Source organism: Pseudomonas protegens, assembly GCF_003732485.1.
GTDB classification, from domain to species: Bacteria; Pseudomonadota; Gammaproteobacteria; order Pseudomonadales; family Pseudomonadaceae; genus Aquipseudomonas; species Aquipseudomonas protegens_B.
Genome location: NZ_MOAK01000086.1, coordinates 255,416 through 282,177, shown reverse-complemented (window position 1 = coordinate 282,177; position 26,762 = coordinate 255,416). Strand labels below are relative to the sequence as shown.

Genomic DNA, 26,762 nt, shown 5'->3' with positions numbered 1-26,762 from the left:
CTTGCGCTCTTCTGCGCTCGCAAAAATGTCTTATGGCGACTGTGCGTGGGGCATCTTCGGATGCGCCGGGTTCCTGAAACCGGTCCGTCAACCTGCGTACAGTTGCCACCCAACTCGTTTGACGGCGATCAAGTGGCAGCTCTATTTATTTCAGGAGCAACACACCATGACGGACCGTATCGCGCTAACCAGCAACGAATCCTCCACTCCGACCCTGTTTATCGACACCCGCGCGCCTTTGGACGAACTGCATGCCAGCGCCGCCTACCGCATCCTCGCGGTGACTCAACTGATGGAAAGCATCGTGCACATGGACAGCCGCCACGCCGATGCCACCGATCTGACACAGATCGCCCACGCCAGCGCCATTCTGTTGCGCGATGGTTGTGATCTGCTGGACGTGTTGGGACGGCGGATTCGTGGCAGTCAGTACCTGAACTAAAACGCCCCGTAATCGTTCCCCTTCAAACGCGGGGGAACGATCGGCACGCCTGTCCCCTCTCCTTCATCTAGAACCCGCCTCATCGATCACTGCCGTACCCATCTTCGTCAGAAGATGCGCAGCCCTGTTGTGGGTGGCAGCCGTGCGCGGATTGGTCGACCGGAGATACAGGAACCCGGCAGGGACGAAGCCCTCCCACGCACAGCTGCCATTGCACGAATGCGCAGGCGCACAACCCGCCGGCAATAGCGCAATGGGGTGCTGCTGCAGCTGCATCAAAACGGGTTACCAAGCGGAGGGGTGGCAGCTGCGTGCAGGTTGGTAAACCGGAGATACAGGAACCCGGCAGGGACGCCCCCTCCCACGCACAGCTGCCATTGCACAAGTGAAATGCGGCGCTGTTGCGCCTGTATCAGAACGAGTTACCAAGCCCGGTCGCTGAATGTGCTGCGACGCTCAAAGGCTAGTCCGGGTTCGACACACAGCAACGACGAAGGCGTCGCAGTTTATGTCCAGGCCAAGAGAGTTTAGGAATGTTCAGGATGGCGGCACGCCGAGGAGGCGGGGTAGCAGTAATGATCATGAGAGGCGTCGTATTTATCCATTCAACGGTCTTCCATGCTTGGCCAGGATTTTTTCCAACGAGGCTTTTTCGTCGAAGATCGGTATATCTATGCCTTCCAGTCTTGAACTGCTGACAAAGTTTTTAAGCTTGTTCTTTTCGAAACGCTCATAAGGATCAAACGCAGAACGAGCAGCGCATTTCGACAACAGGGACAAAGCGCCTCTAAGTTCTGCAACATTCCTGGCGCACATCCTGAAGCCGATTCTTTTTGAAACTTCATTGCGCACGGCCGGATAGGGCAACGCATCAATAAGCACGCGTTCGCACTCTCGCCCCTCTTCTGCGAGGGCACTCAGGCGCTTTAACTTCAAAGATAAAGAGCTCCAGCCATTTGCCCCTAATTTCAGATGAAGCTGAGTTTCGACAAAGCGTTTGACCTCAAGAAACGTCCCCAGCTTCTTCAGATCGCTGATCTGTGCAGTTTGCAAGATCTGCTGCAGTGATACGTCCATCATCGCCCCATGATTGATGCCAAAGCCCGGAGATTATACACCTCATAGATCGCCACCACGGGCACGTCTCGTCCTTGGCACCAGCACGCTTCACAGTCAAGAGCGGAGCCCACCCCTTCAGCTAGCACTCGCCTCGTTCGATGTTTGTAGCCCTGAGAACCTGAGCATTTTCCAGTCCCGGTAAAGGTGTTCCAGAAATGGATAGATGACCCCGGAGCATGCCAGCCACCTGCTCGGGCGGGCACCAGAGTGGACCACATGATGTCCACTATCGGCATAAATCCGCTTTAACAGACCTTCTGTTGTCCCTAACGCCCCCATCAAAACCTGGCCTGTGGATAACGTCACAACAGCCACCCTCCATCGCCAACCCCACCTACGCTTAGGTAGGATGTCCCCTCCTTTTCCCCGAGGCTCGCGTCATGTTCATCGGCGTTCTGCTGGTCATCACCTGGCTGATCCTGCTTCTGCGCTACCCCGCCAAAGCCCTTCCCGTGTCCCTGGCTGCCGCGTTCGGCCTGGCCCTGGTGGCGTGCTGGGTGGTCTGGCTGGACAACCGCGAAGCCCAGCAACTGGCGCGCCTGGAGCTGCGCCTGACCTACGCGCCGGAGCACTGCCCCGCCGACCGCCCGTTGCAGCTCAAACTCAATAACGGCAACAAGGTGCCCCTGGTCGAGTTGCGCTGGCGGGTCGCGGCCTATGCCCCGGGGGATACGGTCAACCTCGCCGACAACCAGTACAGTGCCCCGCGCTACCGTGGCCCCGGCGAGTTGCAGGCCGGCGCCAACTGGCAGGACTGCTTGCCCCTGCCGCCGCTGCGCCCGGGCTATCGCCCGCAAACCCTGGAGTTTCGCGCCGAGCGTTTACAGGGTAGTTTCTCCGACTGATTCGCCCCTCCCCTCACCCAGCACAAGGACCGCGCCATGCCCGTCGCGTTGATCACCGGTTGTTCCAGCGGCATCGGCCGCGCCCTGGCAGACACCTTCAAGGGCGCCGGTTTCACCGTGCTCGCCACCGCCCGCAAGGCCGAGGACGTCTCTGCCCTGCAAGCGGCCGGTTTCAAGGCCGTGCAACTGGACGTCAATGACGGCCCGGCCCTGGGCGCCCTGGGCGAGGAGATCAACCAGCAGTACGGCGGCCTCGATGTGCTGATCAACAACGCCGGCTACGGCGCCATGGGCCCGTTGCTCGATGGTGGCGTGCAAGCCATGCAGCGCCAGTTCGAAACCAACGTGTTCTCGGTGGTTGGGGTGACCCGGGCAATGTTCCCGGTGCTGCGCCGCAGCCGTGGCCTGGTGGTGAATATCGGCAGTGTGTCCGGGGTGCTGGTGACGCCGTTTGCCGGTGCCTACTGCGCCTCGAAAGCCGCGGTGCATGCCTTGAGCGATGCCCTGCGCATGGAGCTGTCGCCGTTCGGCATCCGGGTCATGGAAGTGCAGCCCGGGGCCATTGCTTCGAGCTTCGCCAAGAATGCCGGGCATGAAGCCGAACAGCTGCTCAACGAACAATCGCCCTGGTGGCCGCTGCGCGAAGGCATCCGCTCCCGGGCCAAGGCCTCCCAGGACAAGCCGACCCCGGCCAGGGAATTTGCCGCCGGCTTGCTCAAGGCGGTGCAGCAGAATAACCCGCCGCGCCTGGTGCGCCTGGGCAATGGCAGCCGTGCCTTGCCATTGCTGGCCAACCTGCTGCCCAAGGGTCTGCTGGAAAAGGGGTTGATGAAGCGTTTTGGCCTGACCCGCAGTCTCTGAGACGACAAAAACCACGGTCAGCAAAAGCTGACCGTGCCCGGCAAAGCAGCACTGCCACGCTGATAAATCTGTAGCTGCCCCCGCCTCGAATGCGCCCGTTCACGGGCAAGACTGCTGACGAGCCCCCCTCCCCCGTCTTGATCCCTTCGCCAGCTCCGGCTCCCTGCTCGGCCCCCGACGCTCAAGTGCGCCTCAGGCCCTGGAAAATCGATACTACTCGGCCATGTAGAACATTCGACTCTATTTATTTCTTGCAAGATCACAACTACAAAACAGCAAGTACATTTCCTATACATCACCAAGACTTTTCTCAAACTATCAATTCAGAATTTACAAAAAAAATCCTGTGCTAAGTTTACGTCCAGGTAAGTTCAACATCACTCAACTAGTAGAGAAACTTACCACTCTAAAATCGAAATCAAATAAATAGTTAAGGACAACTTAGATCATGAGAAAGATCGCCATCGTAGGGATGTCTTGCAATTTACCCGGTGATATCAATGACTTAGGTAAATTGCTTGACGCACTTAGAGAGCGCCGCGTTACCGCGGGAGCGGTCCCTGAAGAGCGTTGGGACATGGCACGCTACTACTCTAGCGATGAGGCTTCAAAAGGTAAGGCCTACGTAGAAAAAGGAAACTTCCTAGAACACGATATTCGTTCAATGGATGCTGAGTTCTTTGACTTACCAGCAAGTGTTGCGGAAAACATTGATCCACAGCAACGTTTGTTACTTGAACTAACATGGGAAGCTTTCGAGAACGCCGGCCTGGACTTGCCGGCACATTCGGGTCGTAAAGTCGGCGTCTATGTCGGCGGTTTCATGCTGGACCAAATGATCACCATGTCCCACTTCGCCAACCGCACCCGACAAAACGCCAACACCCCCAGCGGGATGATGATGACGATGCTGGCCAACCGGTTGTCCCACGCATTCAACCTGCGCGGCCCGAGCCTGTCGATCGACACCGCCTGCTCCTCTTCGCTCGTCGCATTCAGTTATGCCTGCAACGATATCTGGTCCGGCGAGTGCGACATGGCGGTGGTAGGCGGGGCCAACATCATGACGCGCCCCGAGTACCCCATCGGCATGTGCAAGGGGCACTTTCTCTCTCGTGATGGACAATGCAAGTCATTCGACGCCCGTGGCGACGGTTACGGTCGCGGCGAGGGCGGTGGGGTGGTGATCGTCAAGGCCCTTGAGCAAGCGTTGCTCGATGGCGACACGATCCTGGCCACGGTCGAGGGCGCCGGCGTCAACTCCGACGGGCGTACCCCCGGCATCTCGATGCCCAGTGCTGAAGCGCAGGGTGCCTTGATCCAGGACATTTGCACGCGTTTCGACATTGATCCGGCCCAGGTGCGTTATGTCGAATGCCACGGTACCGGGACCGCGGCAGGCGACCCGATCGAGGCGCGCTCCATCGGCTCGGTCTATGGCAAGGGCCGCACCGGCGACGACCGTGTGGTCCTGGGTTCGATCAAAAGCAACATCGGCCACCTTGAAGCCGGTGCCGGGATCGCCAGTCTGATCAAGGCGGTGCTGACCCTGCAACATCGCGAAGCCTTCGAACTGGGCAACCTGGAAACGCCCAACCCTGACATTCCCTTCGAAGAATGGGGAATCCGCCTGGCCGCCGGGCCCATCCAACTGGCCGAACCGGGCGAAGCCTTTCTGGTCGGCGTCAACTCGTTCGGTTTTGGCGGCACCAATGCCCACGTGGTGCTGCGCTCCGCGCCAGACACTGCCCCCGCCACCGTCAGTGCTGCGACTCGCAGCCAAGACGCGCCGCTGTACCTGCCCTTCTCCGCACGCAGCCCCGCGGCGCTCAAGGAACTGTCCCACCGCTACAGCGAGCGTCTGCAGGCGAGCAACGTCGAGCTGGACGACATCCTGCACTCCGCCGCATTCCACCGTGCGCCCCTCAATCACCGGGCCGTGGCCATCGCCCGGGATCGGGAGCAGTTGCATCAAGCGCTCAGCGAGTATTGGCAGCACGGGCATAGCGATCAGGTGGTCACCAGCCGCCGCACGGCCCAGGGCAAATCCCTGCCTGTCTGGGTCTTCACCGGGATGGGGCCACAGTGGTGGGGAATGGGCCAGGAGCTGTATCGCAGCGAGCCGGTCTATCGCGACGCGGTGGATGCAGCCGACCGACTGTTCCAGAACGTCTCCGGGTTCTCGATCGTCGCCGAAATGCTCAAGAGCAAGGGTGAGTCACGCATTACACAGACGGCCTTCGCGCAACCGGCGAACTTCATGATTCAGTGGGGGCTGGCGGCGATGTTGTCTGCCGCCGGGGTCAAGCCCGGGGCCATCGTCGGCCACAGCGTTGGCGAGGTCACCGCGGCCTGCGTGAGTGGCGCGTTATCCCTGGAGGATGCGGTGCGCGTCATCCATGAACGCAGCCGGCTGCAGGCGACCACCGCAGGAACCGGCAGCATGCTGGCGGTGGGTGTGGGCCAGAAAGAGGCGCAAGCCTTCCTGGCCGGCTACGAAGGCCGTATCGAAGTCGCGGCGGTCAACGGGCCAAACATGCTGACCCTGTCGGGGGAAACAGCGGCCATTGAAGCCCTGGCCCAGACACTGGAAACCCAGGAAATCTTCAACCGGCTGCTGACGGTCGAAGTGCCCTATCACAGCTTCCTGATGACGCCGATCCTGGATGAGCTGACCGCTGCGCTGCGCTCCATCAGTGCCTGCAAGCCCTCTGTCCCACTGGTCTCGACCGTGACCGGGCGCTACGCCAGCCAGGGCCAGTACGGAGCCGACTACTGGCAGCACAACGTACGGCAACCGGTGCATTTCTACCCGGCGATCCAGACCTTGCTCGACGATGACTTTGTCACCTTCGTCGAGATCGGCCCGCATCCGGTCCTGGCAGGCGCCCTGCGCGATTGCGCCAAGGTCCAGGCCAAGGAAATCCGCCTGGTCGAGACCCTGCGTCGCGAAGAGCCGGAACAACTGCGCATGCAGCGTGTGGCCGCCCAGGTGTTCGCCAGTGGCTGCGAAATCGACTGGCAGCCACTCAATGGCCGCGGCCGCTTCACCGACCTGCCCAATTACCCCTGGCAACGTGAACACTTCTGGCTCGAAAGTGAGCGTTCGACCTACATGCGCATCGCTTCGACCCAAGTGCCCATGCTCGGTCTCCGCTACTATCCGGCCAACGATGTGTGGCTCAATGACCTGGGGCACCAGGCACTGGCCTATCTGAAGGAACACGTGGTTTCGGGGGTCTCGATCATGCCTGCGGCAGGCTATGTCGAAACCCTGCTCGAGGCCGCTGCCGCGCTGTACCCGGACAGTCAGGGCTTGCGCCTCTCGGACCTGGAGATCCGCGCGCCACTGGTGATTTCCAACAACAATGCCCTGGACTATGTGTCCACCTACTCGCGCGACAGCGGTCGGGTAACCCTGCACAGTATCGAGAGTGGCAGCATTGGCGAGGGCCAGGTCCACGCTGTCGGTCGAGTGGACGCACTGGCCACGGTCGAGCCCCAATCCATTGACATTGCCGGGTTCAAGGCCTCGTTCGATAGCGAATGGGACCTCAAGGTGTTTTATCGCGAGCTGTCGCGCATCGGTCTGCAGTACGGACCGATGTTCCAGACCATCCGCTCGATCCGCGCCGATGCCAAGTCCGGTCGGGCTCTGACCTTCATCGAGTGCTCAAGCGAACTCTCGAACCAGGGCTACCATGCTCATCCAACCGTTCTGGATGCCTGTTTCCAGTCACTCGTCGGTCTGCTGGAAGACAGCGACACCACCTATCTGCCCACCGGTTTTCGCGAGTTGCGCCTGCTCGCCCCTACCTTGCCCACGCGTTGCTGGTGCAAGGCGGTTCGGGCAAGTTCGACTGCTGCCTACGTTGAGTCCGACCTGACCATCACCGATGAACATGGCGTGGTCGTTGCCGAGATCAGGGGTATGCGCGTCACCGCGGTGCCCAGCGCGCCAGGGCGTACCGACAAGTTCGGTGACCCGATCAAACTGCAAATGGCCCGCTATGAATGGGCAGATGCCGGGAACCCACCCGAACCGAAGCGACTGGGTAACTGGCTGGTCGTCGAGGGCGATAGTTCCCGGGATCTGGCCAACCGCATCGTCGAGGAACTCCACAACGCCAATGTCTCGGTCAGTGCCCGGCTGCGTACCGGCCCCCAGGAACGGGCCGATGGCCTGGAGATCAGCGTTCCCCTCGAGTCAGCCGCCATCGAGCGAGTGCTGGGGCGCATGGGCCCATTGGCCGGCGTAGTCTTCGTCCACGGCGCCCAGGCCCGTCTGGACAGCCAGGATCCAATCGGCGCCCAGGCCCTGCTGTTCATGATTGAGGTCTCCCGCTGCCTGGCCAGGCTTGAGCTCGAACACCGACCCCGGGCCTATGTGGTCACCCACAACGCCTTCAAGATCATGGACAACGACGCACCGGTGCAACCGGCGCAAACCGCTTTGGCCGGCTTTGCCCGGGTCGCCTTCAACGAAATCGAAGGCATGCGCTTCAGCAGCGTCGACCTGCCCGCTACGCCATCGGCAGCGGATATCAACGCCTGCCTTCGTGAGTTGATCTGCGATGCCCCGCAGGATGAAGTCGCCATTCGCCATGGTCGGCGCTTCAGCAGCCGGCTTGAAGTCCAACCGTGGTTGGCGGACGCCCTGGTGGAGGATGTGGCTCTGGCCAGCACGGATATGGCGGTCCTGGTCCGTTCCGATGAGGACGACAACAGCCTTGGCAGCGTGAAGCTCATCGAAACCCCGCGCGGCCCTCTGGGCGCAGATGAGATCGAGCTGAAGGTCCAACGCGTGGTGGTATCCAAACACGCCCTGCAGGCAGCAGGCCATCCACCCTCCGGCCAGCACTTTATCGAGGTGCTCGCCACCGTTACCCGTACCGGAGCCGATATCGCCGATCTGCATCCTGGCCAACGGGTCTATGGTCTTGCCCCCTCCACGTTCACCAGCCACCTGCGCGGCCCGCGATCAGCTTTCCACCTGACATCGCTGAACGATGAACAACGCGGCGACCGGTTGCTGCTGGTAGCCGTGCGTGACGCAATCGCCCAGCACCTCATCGACCAGGCCAGCCTCGAGGCCGGCCTGTGTGTGCTGATCGAGGCAGATCCACTGGGCCTGGCGATTGATGCCGCACTCCAGCGCCGCGGCGTGCGGACCGTGCTGATCAACGTGCCTGACAACGAAGCCGCAGTCAGCACCAGCACGGCCATCGCAGCCACTCGCAGTGCGGTGGACGCAGCCGTATGCGAACACACCGCCGGCAAGGGCTTTGACGCCATCATCGGCTCGATGCCACGCTGGGATCGGCTGTACGGCTGGGAAGCGCTGGCACTGGGTGGTGTGCTGATTGACACCGAACAAACTGCACGCGCCTTTGCCCTGCCCGGCAACGCAGCCTCCCTGGTGCGCGCCGACCTGGCATTGATCAGCCAACGGGCGGAGCTGTTCGCTGCCTCCCTGCGCACGGCGGTGGAACGCGCCAGCCAGAGTCAAGGCCCGGCAATCCCTAGCCTGACCATTTCCATTGCCGATCTGGCCACGAAAAAGTTCGTAGCACCCGATAACGTCGATATCCCGGTCATCCTCGACTTTGATGAAGTGGGGAGCGCCCTCAAGGTGCAAGTCATGGAGACGGTGTCCTTCAGGGCGGATGCCTCCTACCTGGTCACGGGCGGTTTCGGTGGCTTCGGTCAGAAAACCAGCCGCTGGCTGGTGGAGCACGGAGCGCGACATATCGTGCTCGCCGGGCGCAGTGGTGCGGATACTCCCGAACGCCAGGCCTTTGTCGAGGAGCTGCGCCAGCAAGGCGCGAACGTGCTGACCCTGGCCTGCGACCTGGCCGACGCCAGCGCCGTGCGCGACCTGATGGGCACCATCGCCGACAGCGCTGCGCCCCTGCGCGGCGTATTCCACCTGGCCACGGTGATCATTGACGAGGCGATCATCGACCTCGATCCGGCGAACTTCCTCCAGGTCATGCAGAGCAAGGCACAAAGCGCGCTGTTGCTGCACCAGGCGACGCAGGAAATCGAGCTCGATCATTTCGTGCTGTTCTCATCCTTCGCCGGGCTGATCGGCAACAGCAAGCAAGCGTCCTATGTCAGCGCCAACTGCTTCCTGGATGGGCTGACCTGGCATCGTCGGGCACTGGGTTTGCCGGCGCTGAGCATCAACTGGGGGGCGATTTCCGATACCGGCATCATTGCCCGCGATGAAAAGCTCGAGCAGTTCATGCGCTACATGGGGCTGCGCGGCATGGAGACCCGCGAAGCACTGCAGTGGCTGGAGCGCGCAATGCGTCGGGATATCACCCAACTGGGCATTTCCCTGATCAGCAGCTGGGCCGATTGGGCGCAGTACGAAACCCTCAGCAACCAATCGCCGCGCTTCATCGATCTGATCGCCTCTGACACCGAGGCCAGCAACGACGCCAGTGAGCGCCTGCGGGAGGAAATCGCCGCGCTGCCCGAAACCGAACGCTTCGCGGTGCTGTCAGGCCTGATCGTGTCGTTGATCGCCGATGAATTGGAAGTCAGTACCGATACGGTTTCGATCGACAGACCGATTCTCGAGTTTGGTATCGACTCACTGATGGCGGCGGAGATTCAGGTGGTGTTGAAAAACAACCTGGGGATCAGCGTCTCGGTGATCGAGATCCTCAACAACCTGACGATTCGCGGCATGGCCAATGATGCCCTGGCCAACATGGGACTCAACGACGATCTTGCCGCGGAGCCCTCGACAGAGGCTCAGGCACAGGAGCGACAGGCATGACCACTCACCTGCATATCGAGCGGCTGCGTGCCCGGCTGCTGAGTAAACAGGAACCCGGCAGCGTCCGTGACGCTGCCGGCCCGGAGCTGGCCCCGCGCGCAGCTCCAGCCAAGGTCAAAGTCGGCCCCGAGCACTACGACTTCGCCTACTTCCCGGAGTTGCGCGAGTTCAGCAACGCCCAGTGGTACTACAACACCCAGGGCTATGAATGGAACATGTTCCGCCAACACCTCGGCGCATCCAGCGCCGAGGTGGAGATGGATGGGCGGCACCTGATCAACTACGCCTCCTACAACTACCTGGACCTGCTGGGCGACCCACGCATGCAGGAGGCCGCCAAGCAGGCCGTGGATACGTTCGGCACGTCGGCGGGCTCGGGAAGGATCAACATGGGCGAGATCCCGATCTTCACCGAGTTCGAGCAACTGATCAGCCAGACACTGGGGGTCGAAGATGCGGTGCTGGCGGTCAATGGCTATGGCGCCAACGTTGCGACCCTGGGTTATCTGGCCCGGCGCCAGGACCTGGTGATCTACGACGAGCTGATCCACAACAGCATGCTCATGGGGACCAAGCTCAGCGGTGCCCGGCGCCTGACCTTTCCCCACAACGACTATGACGCCCTGGAGCAACTGCTGGTGGAGCACCGCCAGCACTTCGAACGGGTGCTGATCCTGACCGAAGGCGTCTACAGCATGGATGGGGATATTCCGGATATCCCCCGCCTGATCGACATCAAGCGCCGCCATCACGCCCTGCTGATGGTGGATGAAGCCCACTCGATGGGAGTGATCGGCCCCCGTGGGCTTGGCGTGGTCGATTACTTCGGACTCGACGGTGCGGATATCGACATCCACTTCTCGTCCATGAGCAAGGCGTTCGCCACGGTGGGCGGCTACATCGCCGGGCGCAAGGAGCTGATCGCGATCCTCAAGCACTACGCCCCGGGCCTGTTGCTATACACCGCCGCGCCCACGCCGGCCAGTGCCGCAGCCGGCCTGCAAGCGCTGCGCATCATGCACGCCGAGCCGGAACGGGCACGGCGGGCGGTCAGCAATGCCGACTACTTTCGGACCCAGGCCCGGGAAGCCGGGCTGGATACGGGCTTGAGTCATGACTCGGCGATCGTGCCGATCATGATGCCCGACGGCGAGACAGCGGTATGGACCACCGCCCAGCTGTTCGAACAGAACATCTGCACCTTCCCGATGATCTTTCCGGTGGTTCCGCGCAACGCCGAACGCCTGCGTTTCTTTATCAGCGCCGCCCATACCCGGGAGCACATCGACCGTACCGTCGAGCTGCTGGTCGAGCTGCGCAAGAACGCTCCCGCGAGCAGGGGGTTATTTTGAAACAGATACGTTTTGATCGATTCGGCCTGCCCTCCCGAGTGGCCTATTGCGTCGAGGTTGAGGACCCGGGGGCGCCCTCGCCCTGGGAGGTGCTGGTCGAGGTGGAAGCCTGCGCGCTCAACCCCGCCGATCTCGCACGTCTGTCCGGCCGCTACGGTGAGCTACCCCTGCTGCCCGCCACCCTTGGCCTTGAGGCCATTGGTCGAGTGATTGCCTGTGGCGCCTCGGTCGACCACCTGTGCCAGGGGGACCGGGTGATTCTGCTCGGCAACGAAAACTGGTGCCAGCAGCGCCGCATTGCCGCATCGCTGGTGCACAAGCTACCGCCGGGACTGGACCCGCTGCAGGCCGCCTCGCTCAAGGTCAGCGCCTGCACCGCCATCGAACTGCTACGCCGACAGAGCCAACTGGGCCCGGGGGCCTGGGTCATCCAGAACGCCCCCCTATCGAGCGTCGGACGGGCGGTGATGCAAATCGCCCGGCACGACGGCCTGCGCACGCTGAATGTCGTCCGTCGTCCCGAAGCGGTGAGCGAAGTGCTCGCGGCGGGTGGCGATGTAGCGATCCTGGCCGATGAACGATTGGTGCAGGAGGCCAAGGCCACCATGGGCTATGCCCTGGGCGGGCTGGTGCTGGATGCCGTGGGCGGTGAAGGCGTTGCGCCTCTGGGGGAGCTACTGGAACCGGGGGGCACCATCATCCAGTACGGCATGCTTTCAGGACAACCGACCCAACTGGCCTGCGAGGATGTGATTTTCCGCGACATCAGCCTCAAGGGCTTCTGGCTGGCACGCCATCTCGCCCAGGTGTCCCATCAGCATCGGGATGGATTGATGAACGAAGCTGCCGACTTGCTCGCCAAGAAGGTCCTGCAAGCGCAAGTGGCAGCGACCTACACGCTGGATGAAATCACCGCGGCACTGCGTCATTTCGAAACCCCGGGACGCGGCGGACGCGTCTACCTGCTGCCCAACGGACCGGTTCAGAACCTTTGCCGTGAAGGAACCCAAGATCATGGATGAAGTCAGCGAACGGCATGCCAGGCATGCCAAATCGCCCCCCGTGGATCAAGCGCCGCTCGTGCGCCTGCGCCGTCTGGGCAAACGCTATGGCGACGTTACTGCACTGCATGACATCAATCTGGACATCCCCAACGGGGAAATGCTCGCCATCGTCGGGCCCTCGGGCAGTGGCAAGACCACGCTGCTGAACCTGATCGGACTTCTGGACAAACCCTCATCCGGGCAGATCGAGTTGCAGGGCCGCAGCATTACCCAAAGCGCCTCGGCGCACTCTGCACAGCAACGCCTGCGCACCATCGGTTTTGTTTTCCAGAGCTTCAACCTGATCCCGGTGCTCGACGCCCTGGACAACGTGCTGCTGCCCTTGCGGATCGCCGGCCGTATCACCGCAGAGCAGCGCCAGCGTGCCTGCCACTTGCTGCAAGAGGTCGGCCTGGCCGGGCACCTGCACCAACGCCCGGACAAGATGAGTGGCGGCCAGCGGCAGCGGGTCGCCATTGCCCGGGCCTTGATCGCCCAACCACGCCTGGTGATCGCCGATGAACCCACGGCCAGCCTGGACAGTGAAAACGCCCATGCCGCGATGCAGTTGTTCCAACGGCTCAATCGCAGTCATGGCGTGACCTTCGTATTCTCGACCCACGATGAGCGGGCATTGGGCTACATGGACCGGTGCCTGAACTTGTGCGACGGGCGAATCATCCAGCAGGTTCAGTCATGCACTCATTGATACTCGCGCTGAAAAACGCCTTCCGCAACGGACGACGCACCCTGGTCACGCTGCTGGCCATCGCCTTTGGCCTGGCGGCAATCAACCTGTTCAGCGGCTATGTCGCCAATGTCTACAAAGGGCTGGAAGATCTGGCGGTGACGGGCGAACGCCTTGGCCACCTGACCCTGACCAAGCGCGGCTTCTGGCTCGAAGGCAAACTCGATCCGACGCCGTACCTGATCGCTCCTGAAGAGGCGCAGCGCATCGAGGCCGTCCTGCGTGCTGCGCCGCACATCAAACATGTCTCGCCCAGGCTGAGCCTGAACGGGCTGGCCTCCAATGGCCGCGCATCGACCATCTTCATCAGCGAAAGCATTGCTCCAGCGGATGACCAGACCCTGGGCGGCTCGGCTCTGGGCTATTCCAACGGTCAACTGGATGTACAGAATGAAATGGGGGTCGCGGTGTCCTCGGACCTCGCCAAGCTGTTGAACCTGCAACAGGACACGGTGTTCAGCCTGCTGTCGAGCACCTTCGACGGACAGGCCAATGCGGTGGACGCCATGGTCACCGACGTGTTCAACACCGGCACCGCCAGTACCAACGACAAGTTCATCCTGCTGCCCCTCAAGCTGGCCCAGGCACTGCTCAACACCGACGCCATCGAGCGCTTTGTCGTGGTACTCGATGAGGCCGGGATGACCGAGACCATGGGCGAGCAATTGCAGGACAATCTGCGGGCGGCGGGCATCGACGTCGAGTTCAGAACCTGGATGCAACTGTCGAATTTCTACACCCAGGTCAAAAGCCTGTTCGACGTGATCTTCTCCTTTATTGCCTCGATCGTTCTGGTGATCTCGGCCATGAGCGTCGCCAACACCATGTCCATGGCGGTGGTGGAACGCACCCGTGAAATCGGCACGCTGCGGGCCCTCGGGCTCTCGCAGAATGGGGTGATCCGGCTGTTTGCCCTGGAAGGTTTCTGGATCGCCGCCTTCGGTTGCCTGCTGGGACTGATCCTGACCCTGGTCGTGGCCCTGGGAATCAATCTCGCCCAAATCGGCTACATCCCCCCGAACCTGTCAACGGAAGTACCGCTGCAGGTCGATCTGGACTGGCTGCGCATGCTCTCGACCGCGCTGGTGGTCACCGTGTTCGCCGTGCTATGCGCCGCCTACCCGGCGTACAAGGCCACGCGCAATGAAATTGTCGACGCACTCACGTTCGTTTAGTCGGCCACTACACCACAGGTCACTCACTCAAGAAGAAGGCTTCGTCATGCTCAAATATATCCTGGTCCTGCTCATGGGCTTGAGCGGCGCTCAGAGTTCGATGTCTTACGCAGACTCGTCCCCCCTTACCCCCCAGCAGATCGTCGCTGCCAGCGACCGAGCCCGAGGGGGCGGCCTGAGCGGCATCGAATGGAAAATCGACATTACCGGTGAAGACGGCAAGGGCCCCCTGGGCAAGCACAGCTACCTGGTCAAGGCCAGCGGCAACAACAGCCTGGCCCAAACGCTCTATCCGCCCCGCAACCGAGGGGCTCGGCTGCTGCAGCTGGAACGCAACATGTGGTTTGGCAAGCCCAGCCTGAGCAAGCCGGTGTCGATTTCGGCACGCCAGAAGATGATCGGCATGGCCTCCAATGGCGATATTGCCTCGACCAATTACGCCAATGACTACAACGCCTCGGTGCTGCGCAGCGAACCGGTCAATGGCGAAGACAGTCATGTACTGGAACTGCTGGCCAAGAATCGCTTCGTCACCTACGACCGTATCGTCTATTACGTCTCGAGCGCTCGCCTGGTACCGCTGAAGGCCGAGTTCTACACGGTATCGGGCAAGCTGTTCAAAACCGCCAGCTTCGACGCCTACAGCAACCTGGAGCTGAACAATGGCAAGCACCAGCTGTTCATCAAGAACATGACCATCCGTGATGCCATTGAGCCGTCCAACTACTCGGTCCTCGACTATCAGGACGTGAAGTTGCAAACCTTCGCCGCCGATACCTTCAGCATCGACTCGCTCAATCGCCCCTGAATCAGGATGAATCAGCGCATGCCACGCCCAAGGATGGGGTACCCGCAGACGGCTCGATGGCGCGCCGGCCCGCTACAACCGCGGCTCTGGCTGCTGCTGCTCTGCTGCAGTGCCGCGCCGTCCGCCAGCGCCGAAAGCAACCTGTCACTGCACAGCGAACTGACCGTCCTCAGCTATGCCACCTGGAACCGGCTGAACCAGGACGCGTTGGCCAACCCGAACAACCTGATCGCTCAACTGCCACGACGCCAGATGGAGCTGGCGCCACGCCCGGATTTCAGCCTCACGACCCCGTCATGTTTTTTCCAGTTCAAGCCACGAGCCTTCCTCAGTGCCCAGGGAGACAGTTTTGCTGCGGGCAACCAACACACCTCCGGCGATGCCTATGTGAACGAAGCACGCCTGTCCTGCTCGCTGCCCCATGCGCTCAACCTGGAGTTGGGGCGCGGCACCCTGCTGTGGGGCAACGCAGTCCTGCTCTCGCCAAGCAATCCCTTTTTCCCCGAGACCGGCAAGACTGATCCGGTCAACGAGGTCTTCGGCAAAGACTTCGCACGAGCCACTCTGGCGCTTGCCGAGCACTGGCAAATCGAGGGCATTCGCAGTTTCAGTGCCAATTCGCGAGACATGAGCGCGCAGCACTTTTCTCCCATCAGCGCGGTGAAACTCAACTGGACCGCAGAGGCCGCGACGGCCAGCGTGCTGGCCTCCGAGCGTGACAACGGCGTCAGGCGCCTGGGGGCTTATGGCACCCTCACCGTCTCCGATGCGTGGCTGCTCTACCTCGATGGCTCGTTGGGACAAGGCCGTGACATTCCCATGCCTGTGGCCCCGACGGCGCAGACCAGAGCCTGGCACTTCGAGCACCAGCCAATGGCCGACCGCAGGCTGCGCAAAAGCCTGCTGCTGGGCAGCGGTTACACCTTGGAGTCCGGCTGGACCCATACCCTGGAAGCGCTCTACAACGGCGACGGCTATAGCCCGTCCGAGCGCAAGGACTACCAGCGGGCGATTGGCCAGAGCAACGCCGCGCTGATGCTGGGTGATAGCAATGCGGCCCAGGTGCTGGGGCAAGCATTGCTCGGTGCCCGGCAAGGCCTGCTGGGGCAGCGCTACGCCATGTACCAGATCGACCGCAACGACTGGTTCAACACCTGGGACGTAGCACTGCGCTACACCCAGGCCTTCGACTCGCCACGAGGCGGCAATCTGGCGCTGTCGCTGAACTACAAAATGAACGATCACAGCGAGCTGTTCACCTTTGCCCAGTGGAACACCGGCAATGGGCAGTCCGAGTTTGCACAACTGTCTCGCTCTTCAGTCATCAGTGGCATCCGCTACTACTTTTGAAACCCGTGTCTGCCGACCTGTCAGGGCCTCTGCCATTGGCCAGAACAATCTGCTGATTGAGGAAAAAATGCTGATGAAGCAGTTCGGATTGAGCGCCAAGCGCTGAGCATTCAACGCCGCCCATCACGTGCATGACACCGTTGTATGCCGCGCCGATGCCCGTAGAATGGGCGCACTCAAATCGCAGGGAAGCGGCACCTCAAGCACGGAACGGCAGCACCCCGCCCCTGCTCATGCCCTTTTGGCGTCTTGCCTTTTACGATTGAACCTCAGGGACTCTTCATTGAAATCTCGTAGCCTGCTGCCCTTGGCCATCTTCACGCTGCTGCTGGGCTGCAATGCCTCGTCACCGGACGAAAAACTCAATGCCACCCTGCCGGACCTGAGCCTGGAACAGATCCTGCCCAAGGTCGAGGCCAACCCGTACTGCTCGCCGGAAATGGACAGCGAACGGCTGGTCGGCCTCGGCATCCGACTGATGAATGAGGACGAAGTGCTGCATGGCGCAAGCCGTACCCTGCTGGCGAGCAAGGCCATACAAATGGCCCGCGGCTGCCTGATCATGGCCGCCCCCCGCGACACCATGAGCCTGTGCATCCTCGGCGGGATTGTCGGCTCCAGGCAGAAGGACTATGACAAAAGCGAAGCCTTCAACTACATCGCCTACGCCGCCAAGCACAATGAATCCTGCGCGGAAGCAGGCCTGTACGACATCTACAGCGTCGGCAAGCTGGACCAGGCCCCAAACAAGGAGTTGGCCATGGGCTGGCTGGAACGCGCCGCTCGGCACGGCGACCAGGACTCGCAACAGGAGATGCTGCGCAGCAGCGAGCAGGACAATTTCCCGCTGGCCTACGCCTGGGCCCGAACCCTGGATGACGCCAAAGCGCTCGAAGCGCTGAAACGCAAGATGAGCCCTCAGCAGCTGGCCGAAGGCGAGCAGCACTATACCCGGCTGCTCAGCCAGCTCCCCTCCAAACAGGATCTTGAGCAGGAGCTGCGCCAGAACGTCATCCTCCTGGGCACAGGGGATATCTACTACGACTACCCGGAGGTGTTCGCGGGCATGTCCGCTGAGCAACAGCATGCTTTCGTCGCCCAGTTGGTGGACATGCAGGACCGCTACCCGAAGTTCCACACCCGCGGCCAACTGGTGGCCTACGCCTTGATTTCCCGCCTGGTGCAAAGCACCGGGCCGGCCGTGGACCTGTGGCAAGATCCGGCGCTGCAGGCCGTGCTGGAGGACGATGACCTGAGTGTGGAAGATGCCGTGGCCAAGGCCAAAACCATCCTGGCCAAGCGCAAGCAATAACGGGAGCGGCTGGCGCAACCGGGGGTTCAGCTGCAGCTCAACAGGTGATGCGGTTTCGGTTGTACGCCCTCTCAATCCCAGTAGAATGCGCGACCTTGAGCCCTTGGGCTCAAGCAGCATGGAATCGCTGGCCTCGACACCCAAGCACGGAACTGCTCACGCTCCCCTCCTCTGCCGTCCCTGCCTGATTTCATGCGCGTCTTTTTTCATTCGCCGATCAGGGAATATCCATTGAAATTGTTCAACGCGCTGCCACTGGCATTGGCTATCTTGCTGGCGGCCTGCGCCTCCACGACTCCGGAAAACACCGAACCGAAAGTCCCCGAACTGAATGACACCCTGCCCAAGCTGACGCTGGACAGCGTATTGCCCAAGGTCAGCGCCAACGAGTACTGCAACCCGGCCATGGATGCCGACCTGCTGTACGGCATCGGTTACAAGCTGAACGAGATCGAGGACTACAAGAACGCCAAGAGCTGCTTTGCCATGGCCGCGCCGCACTACACCCGGGCCTTCTGCTACCTGTCCACCACCACCGACCAGGAAACGGACAAGCCCAAGGCCGAGCGCGACCGCGAGTCTTTCAACTACATCGCCTACTCGGCGTCGCAGAACGATTGGTGCGCCGAGTACGGCATGTACGCCACCTACTGGTTCGGCGACAAGGACATCCCCAAGGACCGGGACCTGGCCCTGCGCTGGCTGGAGCGCTCGGCGCTGCACGGCAACCCGGAACCGCAGCAGAACCTGGCCGACGCCGCCGAAGAGTCCGGCGATCTGGTGAAGGCCTACGCCTGGTTGAAGGTTATCGACAACACCGAAGACACCAGCCAGTTGGATGCCCTGAAAGGCAAGATGAGTCCTGAGCAACTGGCCGAAGGCGAACAGCGCTTCAGCGAGCTGAAGGCGCGGGTGACCAGCAAGCAGGTGATGTACGACGAGGCGCGGGATGAGGAGGTGGCGATTTTCTCGGCCGAGATCCACTTCGATCTCCCCGACCTGTTCCAGGGCATGACCACGGCCGAGCGCCAGGCCTTTGTCAAAGCGGCCATCGCCAAGGCCCGGGACAGCGGCCAGTTCAAGCTGCATTACGCGGTGACCCAGTACATCATCGTCTCGCGCCTGGCCCAGCAGCGTTACCCCGGTGTCGACGTGCTGCAGAACCCGAAGCTGGTGGCCACCATCAACAACGTCAACGACGGCCTGGAAGCTGCGGCGAAGAAGTCCCGGGCGATCATGGACAAAAGCTACAAATAACCGCCCCCTGTAGGAGCCGGCTTGCCGGCGAAGAGGCCCGCAAGCCTTGCATCGCCCTTGCCGATGCCTTCGCTGGCAAGCCAGCTCCTACAACCAATGCCTCCCTCGTAGGAGCCGGCTTGCCGGCGAAGAGGCCCGCGAGCCTTGCATCGCCCATGCCGGCGCCTTCGCTGGCAAGCCAGCTCCTACAAAGGCTCGGGGTTGACGATGACGGTGCAGGTGATACCCGCCGCCAGCAGGACGCCTTCCGGCACTTCATCGATGTGGATGCGCACCGGTACGCGCTGGGCCAGACGCACCCAGTTGAAGGTCGGGTTGACGTCGGCGATCAGTTCGCGGCTTTCCGGGTTGTCGCGGTCGTAGATGCCCCGGGAAATGCTTTCCACATGGCCCTTGAGCACTTCGCCGCTCATCAGTTGCATGTCGGCCTTATCCCCGACGCGCACGTGGGGCAGCTTGGTTTCCTCGAAGAAGCCGTAGACCCAGAACGAATTCATGTCGACCACCGCCATCTTCGCCTCGCCGATGCGTGCGTAGTCGCCGCGGTGCACGTTGAGGTTGGTGACGTAGCCGTCCACCGCCGCCCGCACCTGGGTGCGTTTGAGGTTGAGTTCCGCCGCTTCCAGCTGGGCCTGGGCGTGCTGGTAATCGGCCAGGGCCGAGTCGGCGATGTTGCCGGCGTCGTCGCGGTTTTCCTTGGAGATCACCAGGTTGTCCATGTCGGCGCGGCGCCGGGCGTTGACCTTGCGCATCTCCCAGGTGGCCTTCTTCGACGCCACCAGCGATTGCGCCTGCTTGACCGCGATCTGGTAGTGCTCGGGGTCGATCTGCATCAGCAGATCGCCCTTGCGCACCAGTTGGTTGTCCTTGACCGGCACGTCCACCACTTCGCCGGTGACATCGGCGGCGACGTTGATGATGTCCGCGCGCACCCGGCCGTCACGGGTCCAGGGGGTGTACATGTAGTGCTCCCACAGGGTACGGCCGATCCACAGGGCCAGGGCCAGCACGAGCAGGGTGGCGAGCAGGCTGAAAAACTTTTTCATTGCGGGGGTCTCAACGGTAGACAGTGAGCGCCATGGCGCCGAACAGACAGCAGAACAGGCTCAGGCGCAGCAGCGCCGGGTGCCAGAAGAAGCGATACAGGTCATAGCCGGAAATGAACCGGTCCAGGGCCCAGGCCAGGGCCGCGGCGATGAAGAACATCAGGGTCATGGTGGGCATGTAAACGCCGTGGAAGGCGATTTCACGAGGCATGGTCAAGTCCTTGGGGTGCAGGCGCCGTTGGCTTGGCCACGGCATAGGCCGCCAGCGGCGATTGCGGGTCGAGCAGTGAAGTACGGATGAAGTGCAGGTAGCTCTTGACCCGGCGCAGGGCCGAGGTGTCGAAGTGCGGAGCAAAGGGCTCGTCCGTGGCCTGGACCCGGCTGATGGCGTGGTCCACGGCGATCAGTCCGCGTTCCAGGTTGCTCTGGCTCGGCTGCAGGAACAGCCGCACCAGGGAGCGGCCCATGACCCGGATCGCCTGGCGCCAGGGCTGGGATTCGGCATAGGCCGGGTGCACCGGCAGAATCGCCTGTTCCTTGCGCAACTCGATGATGGCGTGGCCGACTTCCAGCACCACGAACATCCAGCGCAGCAGTTCGCTCTGCACCTTGGGCTGGCCCACCGCCAGGCCATAGGCCTGGTGCAGCAGGTCGCGGGTGCGGCTTTCGAAACTGGAGGCCAGCCCCTTGAGCTTGCCGCTGATGGCGTACACCACCTGGCCGCGCAGGTCCTGCTCCAGGCGCCGCCACAGCCAGCGGCTGTTGGGCGGCAGGATGATCGCCCCGGCCGCGGCGCAGACCAGCATGCCCATGACCATGGCGATGTAGTCGTTGATGAAGGTGTAGGGGTTGTAGATGGTCAGGTTGTCCGGCACCGAACCGGTGCTGAAGAAGATCAGCAAGCCCAGGCCGACCCCGGCGTACTTGGGCCTGGAAGCGAGGAACGAACCGAGCACGATCACCGGCGCCAGCATCAGGCACAGCAGCGGGAAACCGTCGATCCAGGGGAACACGAAGAACATTTCCACGAAGCCCACCAGCGCGCCGATGAAAGTCCCGCAGGCCATCTGGAACGCCATGCGCTTGGGGTTCGGCGTGGCGGCCGAGAGGCCAATGGTGGCGGCGGCGATCAGGGTCATGGTGGCGCCGCTGGGCCAGGCGGTGGCCACCCAGTAGCTGCCCAGCACCACCAGCACGAAGGCCGCGCGGATGCCCGAGGCGGCGCAGGCCAGCCAGTTGGTCTGCGGAATGTAGGGCTCGTCCCAGCGCTCGCGTTCGTGGCTGTGGTCGGCCAGGGACGCATGGGTCTGGGCGTAGCTGTGCATTTCGTCGACGAAGCGGTAGAGCAGCTCGTAGGCGGTGTGGAAATCCAGCTGCTCGGCGTCGCTCGGGCCGCTCTCCTGGAAGGCCGTGCGCAGGCTGCGCACCCGCGCCGGCAGCTCGGCCTTGTAGGCCGCCAGGGCCGTGGCCAGGCGCGCCGCATCGGGGCTGGTCAGGGCCCGGCCGGAGAAGCCGTCCAGCAGTTCCGCCAGGTCCTGCAGGCCGGGCTTGATCGCCGCCACCACATGGTCGGCGCCGCTGCTGCGCAGGCGCTCGAGCAACTGGTGCAAGGCGTTGAAGCGCGTGGTGATGCCCATGAACTCGCTGTTCAGGCGGCTCAGGCGGCCGTTGCGCCGACGCATGTGCGGGTCTTCGAACACGGTGACGCTGCGCAGCCCTTCCAGGCCCACGGCCTCGGCGATGAAGCGCACGTTGCTGCTTTCGAAACTGTCGCGCTGGCTGCGCCCGCGCAGGCCGTCGGTAACGAACAGGGCGAACACCCCGAAGCGCTGGTACAGGGCGTTGCGCATGGCGGCGCTGGCGGTCTGCGGCAAGATCGCGGCGCTAACCAGGGTCGAGCAGAGAATCCCCAGGGAAATCTCCAGCACCCGCCACACCGCCGCCATGAAGGCGCCTTCCGGATGGGCCAGGGCCGGCAGGCCGACCATGGCCGCGGTGTAGCCGGCGAGGACGAAACCGTAGGCGCGAAAGTTGCGGTAGCGCGCGGCACCGGCCGAGCAGATGCCGACCCAGATCGCCAGCGAGCCGAGGAACAGCTCGGTGTTCTGGGCAAACAGGGCGATCAGCGCCACCATCACCGCCGAGCCGGCCAGGGTGCCGAGAAAGCGGTAGAAGCTCTTGGCGAACACCTGGCCGCTCTGCGGCTGCATGACGATGAACACGGTGATCATCGCCGTGCGCGGTTGCGGCAGTTCCAGGCGCATGGCCAGCCACAGGGTGAGGAACGCGGCGGCCAGGACCTTGAAGATATAGACCCAGGTCACGCCATCGCTGCGGGCCCAGTCGAAGAAACCACGGCGCCATTCAAGGGAGTACAGCCAGCGCAAAGGGGCGGGCAAGGAAGTCATGAGGGCCTGCTTCAGTGGTCGAACACGGCCAGGGCCGCGGGGGTCTTGGGTGCCTGAGTGCGATTTTCCGCTGGGACGTCACGGCCGGCTTCCAGCCCGCCGCCCAGGGCCGTCACCAGATCCGCCTGGGCTGTCAGACGCGCGGCCTGCACCTGCTGCTGGATTTGCTGCTGGTGGAACAGCAGGCTCTGGGCGTTGAGCACATTCAGGTAGTCGGTCAGGCCACGCTGGAAGGCCACGGTGGCGATGTCGTAGGTCTTCTGTGCCGCGGCCACCGACTCGGCAGCGAAGGCTTGCTGCTTGTCCATGGACTCGCGGCGGATCAACTGGTCGGAGATGCTTTTCAGCGCGTCCACCAGGGTCTGGTTGTACCTGGCCACGGCCATGTCGTAGCCGGCGGAGGCTTCACCCAGCTCCGAGCGCAGGCGTCCGCCGTCGAAGATCGGCAGGCTGATGGCCGGGCCGACGTTGTAGTTGAGCTTCTTGCCGGTGAGGAACTCCAGGGCCCCGCCGCCGGTGGCCATGAAGCCGAGGCTGCCCACCAGGTCGACGTTGGGATAGAAGCCGGCGTGAGCCACATCGATGCCGCGAGCCTGGGCCGCCACTTGCCAGCGGCTGGCGACCACGTCCGGGCGCTGGCCCAGCAGTTCGGCGGGCAGGGCCGACGGCAGTTTCAGCGCGGCGCCCAGGGACAGGCTTGGCCGCTGCAACTGCGCGCCCTCTCCCGGGCCCTTGCCGGCCAGGGCTGCCAGTTGGTTGCGGGTCAGGGCGATTTCTTCGTCCAGGGCGTCCAGTTGGCGATGGGTTTCCGGCAGCGGCGCTTCAGCCTGGCTGACTTCGAAATGGGTGCCGATGCCACCGTCCAGGCGCCGTTGCGCCAGTTCGAGAATCTGTTGCTGCTGCTTCAAGGTGGCCTGGACCACGTCGCGCTGGGCGAAGTGCAGGGACAGCTGGATGTAGCTGCGCACCACGTTGTTCACCAGCTCCAGCTGGGCCTGACGGGCTTCGGCCACGCTCATGTGGGCCAGGTCCACGGCGCGCTCGGTGCTGTTGCTTTCCCGGCCCCAGAGGTCCAGGGCATAACTCAAGCCCAGGGCGGCGTTGTTGTCCCAGGTGGTGCTGTTGGACAGCGCGCCGGGGCCGTAGAACTGATCGGTGGGCCAGTTGTGACGCTTGAGGGTGGCGTCGCCCTTGACCTGCAGCGACTCGGCCGACTCGGCGATACCGGCCAGGGCCTTGGCCTGACGCACCCGGGCGGCGGCCATGGCCAGGCTCGGGCTGCCTTGCACGGCGAGAGTGATCCAGCGGTTCAGCTGCGGGTCGCCATAGGCCTGCCACCACTGGGCACTGGGCCAGTGGGCATCTTGCGCGGCGCTCTTTATCGCCTCGTCGGTGGCCAATGTATTAGCGGGAAGTGTCTTGCCCTGTGGGGCAATGCCTCCGGTTCCGATGCAGCCGCTGATTGCTAACGATAAAGCCCAAACACTGAGGGTCTTGAACCCTCTGCTGATGCGACGCGGCACTGCTGCGAATTCCTGAGATCGGGGGGGGAATTTCTCTCGTAGAAGTCGGCTGGCCGGCGCAGCGATACGCCTGCTACACCGCGTTGCGCGGATCGCCGGCCAGCCGGCTCCTACGGATCGGCGCAATTCTAGGGGGCGCCCCGTTCGGCGATAAGGTGGGATTCCTGTGAATCTTTGTTACCGTAAACGCGATAATCCCTTGGTCGTCTATCCAAGCCCCCGTAACTTCGTGTCACAATTTGCCATCTCCCCTGAGAGCACCCCATGGACACTTTGCAAAACATGCGCGCCTTCAGTTGCGTCGCCGAAGCCGGTAGTTTCACCGCCGCTGCAGTGCAACTGGACACCACCACGGCCAACGTCTCGCGCGCAGTCTCCAATCTTGAGGCTCACCTGCAAACCCGCCTGCTCAACCGCACCACCCGCCGTATCGCCCTGACCGAAGCCGGCAAGCGCTACCTGCTGCGCTGCGAGCAGATCCTGGCCTACGTCGAAGAAGCCGAAGCCGAGGCCAGCGATGCCCACGCCCGCCCCGCCGGCCAACTGAAAGTGCACACCATGACCGGCATCGGCCAGCACTTCGTGATCGACGCCATCGCCCGCTACCGCAAGACCCACCCGGACGTGACCTTCGACCTGACCATGGCCAACCGTGTCCCGGACCTCCTGGACGAGGGCTACGACGTGTCCATTGTCCTGGCCAGCGAACTGCCGGACTCGGGGTTCGTCTCCCAGCGCCTGGGGATCACCTACAGCATCGTCTGCGCGTCCCCGGCCTATGTGAAAGCCAACGGCTGCGCGCACAAGCCCAGCGACCTGCTCAACCATGCCTGCCTGCGCCTGGTGAGCCCGGTGATTCCCCTGGAGAAATGGACCTTCGACGGCCCCGAGGGCCAGGAGATGGTGACCATCAACAGCTCGCCGTTCCTGGTGAACTCCGCCGACGCCATGAAGACCGCGATCATCAGCGGCATGGGGGTTGGCGTGCTGCCGGTGTACGCCGCCATCGAGGGCCTGCGCAACGGCACCCTGGTGCGGGTCATGCCCAAGTATCGGTCCCAGGAATTGAACCTGTACGCCATCTACCCGTCGCGCCAGTACCTGGACGCCAAGATCAAGACCTGGGTCGAATACCTGCGCGGTTCCCTGCCGGAGATCCTCGCCGCGCACCAGGCGGAACTGGCGGCCTATGAACTGAGCGGCAGCCTGAGCGGTGCCCGCCTGGCCCATTGACTGCCAGGGCGCGGCCCCAGACCACCGCCCCCACCTGTAGGAGCCGGCTTGCCGGCGAAAAGGCCCGCCAGTCCTGCGCAAACCTGGATGCCGCCTTCGCTGGCAAGCCAGCTCCTACACGATGCACGGCCTCCCACGAACGACGGTCCACCCCGTAGGAGCCGGCTTGCCGGCGAAGAGGCCCGCACGTCCTGCGCAAACCTGGAGGCCACCTTCGCTGGCAAGCCAGCTCCTACACACGCAGGCCCGTGGCGGGGTGCTTTGGTGGCGGCGGCAAAAATGTTAGCTTGCTTGGCATTCTCTCCCGCCTGACGAGTCTTCCCGCAATGAAAAAGACGGTACTTGCCTTCAGCCGCATCACCCCCGAGATGACCGAACGCCTGCAACAGGACTTCGAGGTCATCGTCCCCAACCCCAAGCTCGGGGATATCGCCACTCAGTTCAATGAAGCCCTGCCCCAGGCCCACGGCCTGATCGGCGTCGGCCGCAAGCTGGGGCGCGCGCAGTTGGAAAACGCCACGCGGCTGGAAGTGGTATCGAGCATCTCGGTGGGCTACGACAACTATGACCTGGGCTACTTCAACGAACGCGGGCTGCTGCTCACCAACACCCCGGACGTGCTCACCGAAAGCACCGCCGACCTGGCCTTCGCCCTGCTCATGAGCAGCGCCCGCCGAGTGGCCGAGCTGGATGCCTGGACCAAGGCCGGGCAATGGCAGGCCAGCGTCGGCCCGGCATTGTTCGGCGGCGATGTGCACGGCAAGACCCTGGGCATCGTCGGCATGGGCAACATCGGCGCGGCCATTGCCCGGCGTGGCCGCCTGGGCTTCGGCATGCCGATCCTCTACTGCGGCAACAGCCGCAAGACGGCCCTGGAGCAGGAACTGGGGGCGCAATTTCGCAGCCTGGAGCAACTGCTGGCGGAGGCCGATTTCGTCTGCCTCGTAGTGCCGTTGAGTGAGAAGACCCGGCACCTGATCAGCCATCGTGAACTGGCGCTGATGAAGCCCAGTGCGATCCTGGTGAACATTTCCCGGGGCCCGGTGGTGGATGAACCGGCGCTGATCGAAGCCTTGCAGAAGGGCCAGATCCGTGGCGCCGGCCTGGATGTTTACGAGAAGGAACCGCTGGCGGAGTCGCCGCTGTTCCAGCTGAAGAACGCAGTGACCTTGCCGCACATTGGCTCGGCCACCCATGAAACCCGCGACGCCATGGCCGAGCGCGCCATGAGCAACCTGCGCAGTGCCCTGCTGGGTGAACGGCCGCAAGATCTGGTCAACCCGCAAGTGTGGAAGGGCTGATCGACTCACCTTGACGGCCTCTTCACTGGCAACACCTCCCCCGTAGGAGCCGGCTTGCCGGCGAAGAGGCCCGCGAGTTCTGCGCAAACCTTGAAACCGCTTTCGCTGGCAAGCCAGCTCCTACAACCAGTGCCACCGCCACCACCGCA

General features: G+C 62.9%; 19 protein-coding genes. 14 read left to right on the top strand and 5 right to left on the bottom strand.

What is annotated here, in order from left to right:
* Window positions 1–166 precede the first annotated feature (166 nt).
* Window positions 167–442 (top strand): hypothetical protein, encoded by a 276-nt coding sequence (locus BLX41_RS28275; RefSeq protein WP_015634231.1) that lies wholly within the window; start codon window positions 167–169, stop codon window positions 440–442.
* Window positions 443–1,039: 597 nt separating this feature from the next.
* On the opposite strand, the gene BLX41_RS28270 is transcribed toward BLX41_RS28275, so the two are convergent.
* Window positions 1,040–1,519, bottom strand: coding sequence for a YhfG family protein (locus BLX41_RS28270; protein WP_123727800.1), 480 nt, complete (start codon window positions 1,517–1,519; stop codon window positions 1,040–1,042).
* A 422-nt stretch (window positions 1,520–1,941) separates the two neighbouring features.
* Between BLX41_RS28270 and BLX41_RS28265 the strand changes: the two genes are divergently transcribed.
* The 11 genes from BLX41_RS28265 (at window position 1,942) to BLX41_RS28215 (ending at window position 19,102) form a co-directional block, all read left to right on the top strand.
* Entirely contained in the window at window positions 1,942–2,406 is a 465-nt protein-coding gene (locus BLX41_RS28265) for a hypothetical protein (RefSeq protein ID WP_011059362.1), read from the top strand.
* Window positions 2,407–2,442: 36 nt separating this feature from the next.
* A complete protein-coding gene (locus tag BLX41_RS28260; protein WP_123727544.1) occupies window positions 2,443–3,267 on the top strand; it encodes an SDR family oxidoreductase in 825 nt (274 codons plus the stop codon).
* 448 nt (window positions 3,268–3,715) lie between these two features.
* Window positions 3,716–10,057 carry a type I polyketide synthase gene (locus tag BLX41_RS37125; RefSeq protein WP_123727543.1) on the top strand — a complete coding sequence of 2,114 codons (6,342 nt, stop codon included), beginning with the start codon at window positions 3,716–3,718 and terminating at the stop codon, window positions 10,055–10,057.
* The gene (locus tag BLX41_RS28250; RefSeq protein WP_123727542.1) at window positions 10,054–11,409 is read left to right on the top strand and encodes an aminotransferase class I/II-fold pyridoxal phosphate-dependent enzyme; all 1,356 of its coding nucleotides are present in this window, start codon (window positions 10,054–10,056) and stop codon (window positions 11,407–11,409) included. Before BLX41_RS37125 ends, BLX41_RS28250 begins: the two co-directional genes overlap by 4 nt.
* Window positions 11,406–12,431: a zinc-dependent alcohol dehydrogenase family protein gene (locus BLX41_RS28245; protein WP_185073824.1), complete on the top strand. Its 1,026-nt coding sequence runs from the start codon at window positions 11,406–11,408 to the stop codon at window positions 12,429–12,431. Before BLX41_RS28250 ends, BLX41_RS28245 begins: the two co-directional genes overlap by 4 nt.
* Window positions 12,424–13,161 (top strand): ABC transporter ATP-binding protein, encoded by a 738-nt coding sequence (locus BLX41_RS28240; RefSeq protein ID WP_123727540.1) that lies wholly within the window; start codon window positions 12,424–12,426, stop codon window positions 13,159–13,161. Before BLX41_RS28245 ends, BLX41_RS28240 begins: the two co-directional genes overlap by 8 nt.
* Window positions 13,149–14,375, top strand: coding sequence for an ABC transporter permease (locus BLX41_RS28235; RefSeq protein ID WP_123727539.1), 1,227 nt, complete (start codon window positions 13,149–13,151; stop codon window positions 14,373–14,375). The genes BLX41_RS28240 and BLX41_RS28235 overlap by 13 nt, the downstream gene beginning before the upstream one ends.
* Window positions 14,376–14,421: 46 nt before the next feature.
* On the top strand, window positions 14,422–15,183 hold the full coding sequence (locus tag BLX41_RS28230; protein ID WP_185073820.1) for an outer membrane lipoprotein-sorting protein: 762 nt from the start codon (window positions 14,422–14,424) through the stop codon (window positions 15,181–15,183).
* Window positions 15,184–15,201: 18 nt separating this feature from the next.
* Window positions 15,202–16,533, top strand: a complete 1,332-nt coding sequence (locus tag BLX41_RS28225) for a hypothetical protein (protein WP_148059786.1) — start codon at window positions 15,202–15,204, stop codon at window positions 16,531–16,533.
* A 283-nt stretch (window positions 16,534–16,816) separates the two neighbouring features.
* Window positions 16,817–17,845: a sel1 repeat family protein gene (locus BLX41_RS28220; protein WP_123727536.1), complete on the top strand. Its 1,029-nt coding sequence runs from the start codon at window positions 16,817–16,819 to the stop codon at window positions 17,843–17,845.
* Window positions 17,846–18,076: 231 nt separating this feature from the next.
* On the top strand, window positions 18,077–19,102 hold the full coding sequence (locus BLX41_RS28215; RefSeq protein ID WP_259745273.1) for an SEL1-like repeat protein: 1,026 nt from the start codon (window positions 18,077–18,079) through the stop codon (window positions 19,100–19,102).
* Between the two features lie 185 nt (window positions 19,103–19,287).
* On the opposite strand, the gene BLX41_RS28205 is transcribed toward BLX41_RS28215, so the two are convergent.
* From BLX41_RS28205 to BLX41_RS28190, 4 genes are read right to left on the bottom strand one after another with little or no spacing between them, the layout of a single operon-like run.
* On the bottom strand, window positions 19,288–20,148 hold the full coding sequence (locus BLX41_RS28205; RefSeq protein WP_123727534.1) for an efflux RND transporter periplasmic adaptor subunit: 861 nt from the start codon (window positions 20,146–20,148) through the stop codon (window positions 19,288–19,290).
* 10 nt (window positions 20,149–20,158) lie between these two features.
* Entirely contained in the window at window positions 20,159–20,359 is a 201-nt protein-coding gene (locus BLX41_RS28200) for a DUF1656 domain-containing protein (protein WP_007930063.1), read from the bottom strand.
* Window positions 20,349–22,556, bottom strand: a complete 2,208-nt coding sequence (locus tag BLX41_RS28195) for an FUSC family protein (RefSeq protein WP_123727533.1) — start codon at window positions 22,554–22,556, stop codon at window positions 20,349–20,351. The genes BLX41_RS28200 and BLX41_RS28195 overlap by 11 nt, the downstream gene beginning before the upstream one ends.
* A gap of 11 nt (window positions 22,557–22,567) precedes the next feature.
* Complete coding sequence (locus BLX41_RS28190) at window positions 22,568–24,079, bottom strand: efflux transporter outer membrane subunit (protein ID WP_123727532.1); 1,512 nt, start codon at window positions 24,077–24,079, stop codon at window positions 22,568–22,570.
* 264 nt (window positions 24,080–24,343) lie between these two features.
* Here BLX41_RS28190 and BLX41_RS28185 point away from each other — a divergent pair, with 264 nt between their 5' ends.
* Together BLX41_RS28185 and BLX41_RS28180 are read left to right on the top strand one after the other, a co-directional pair.
* Entirely contained in the window at window positions 24,344–25,312 is a 969-nt protein-coding gene (locus BLX41_RS28185; protein WP_123727531.1) for a LysR family transcriptional regulator, read from the top strand.
* A gap of 326 nt (window positions 25,313–25,638) precedes the next feature.
* Window positions 25,639–26,613, top strand: a complete 975-nt coding sequence (locus tag BLX41_RS28180) for a 2-hydroxyacid dehydrogenase (protein ID WP_123727530.1) — start codon at window positions 25,639–25,641, stop codon at window positions 26,611–26,613.
* The last annotated feature ends 149 nt before the right edge of the window (window positions 26,614–26,762 follow it).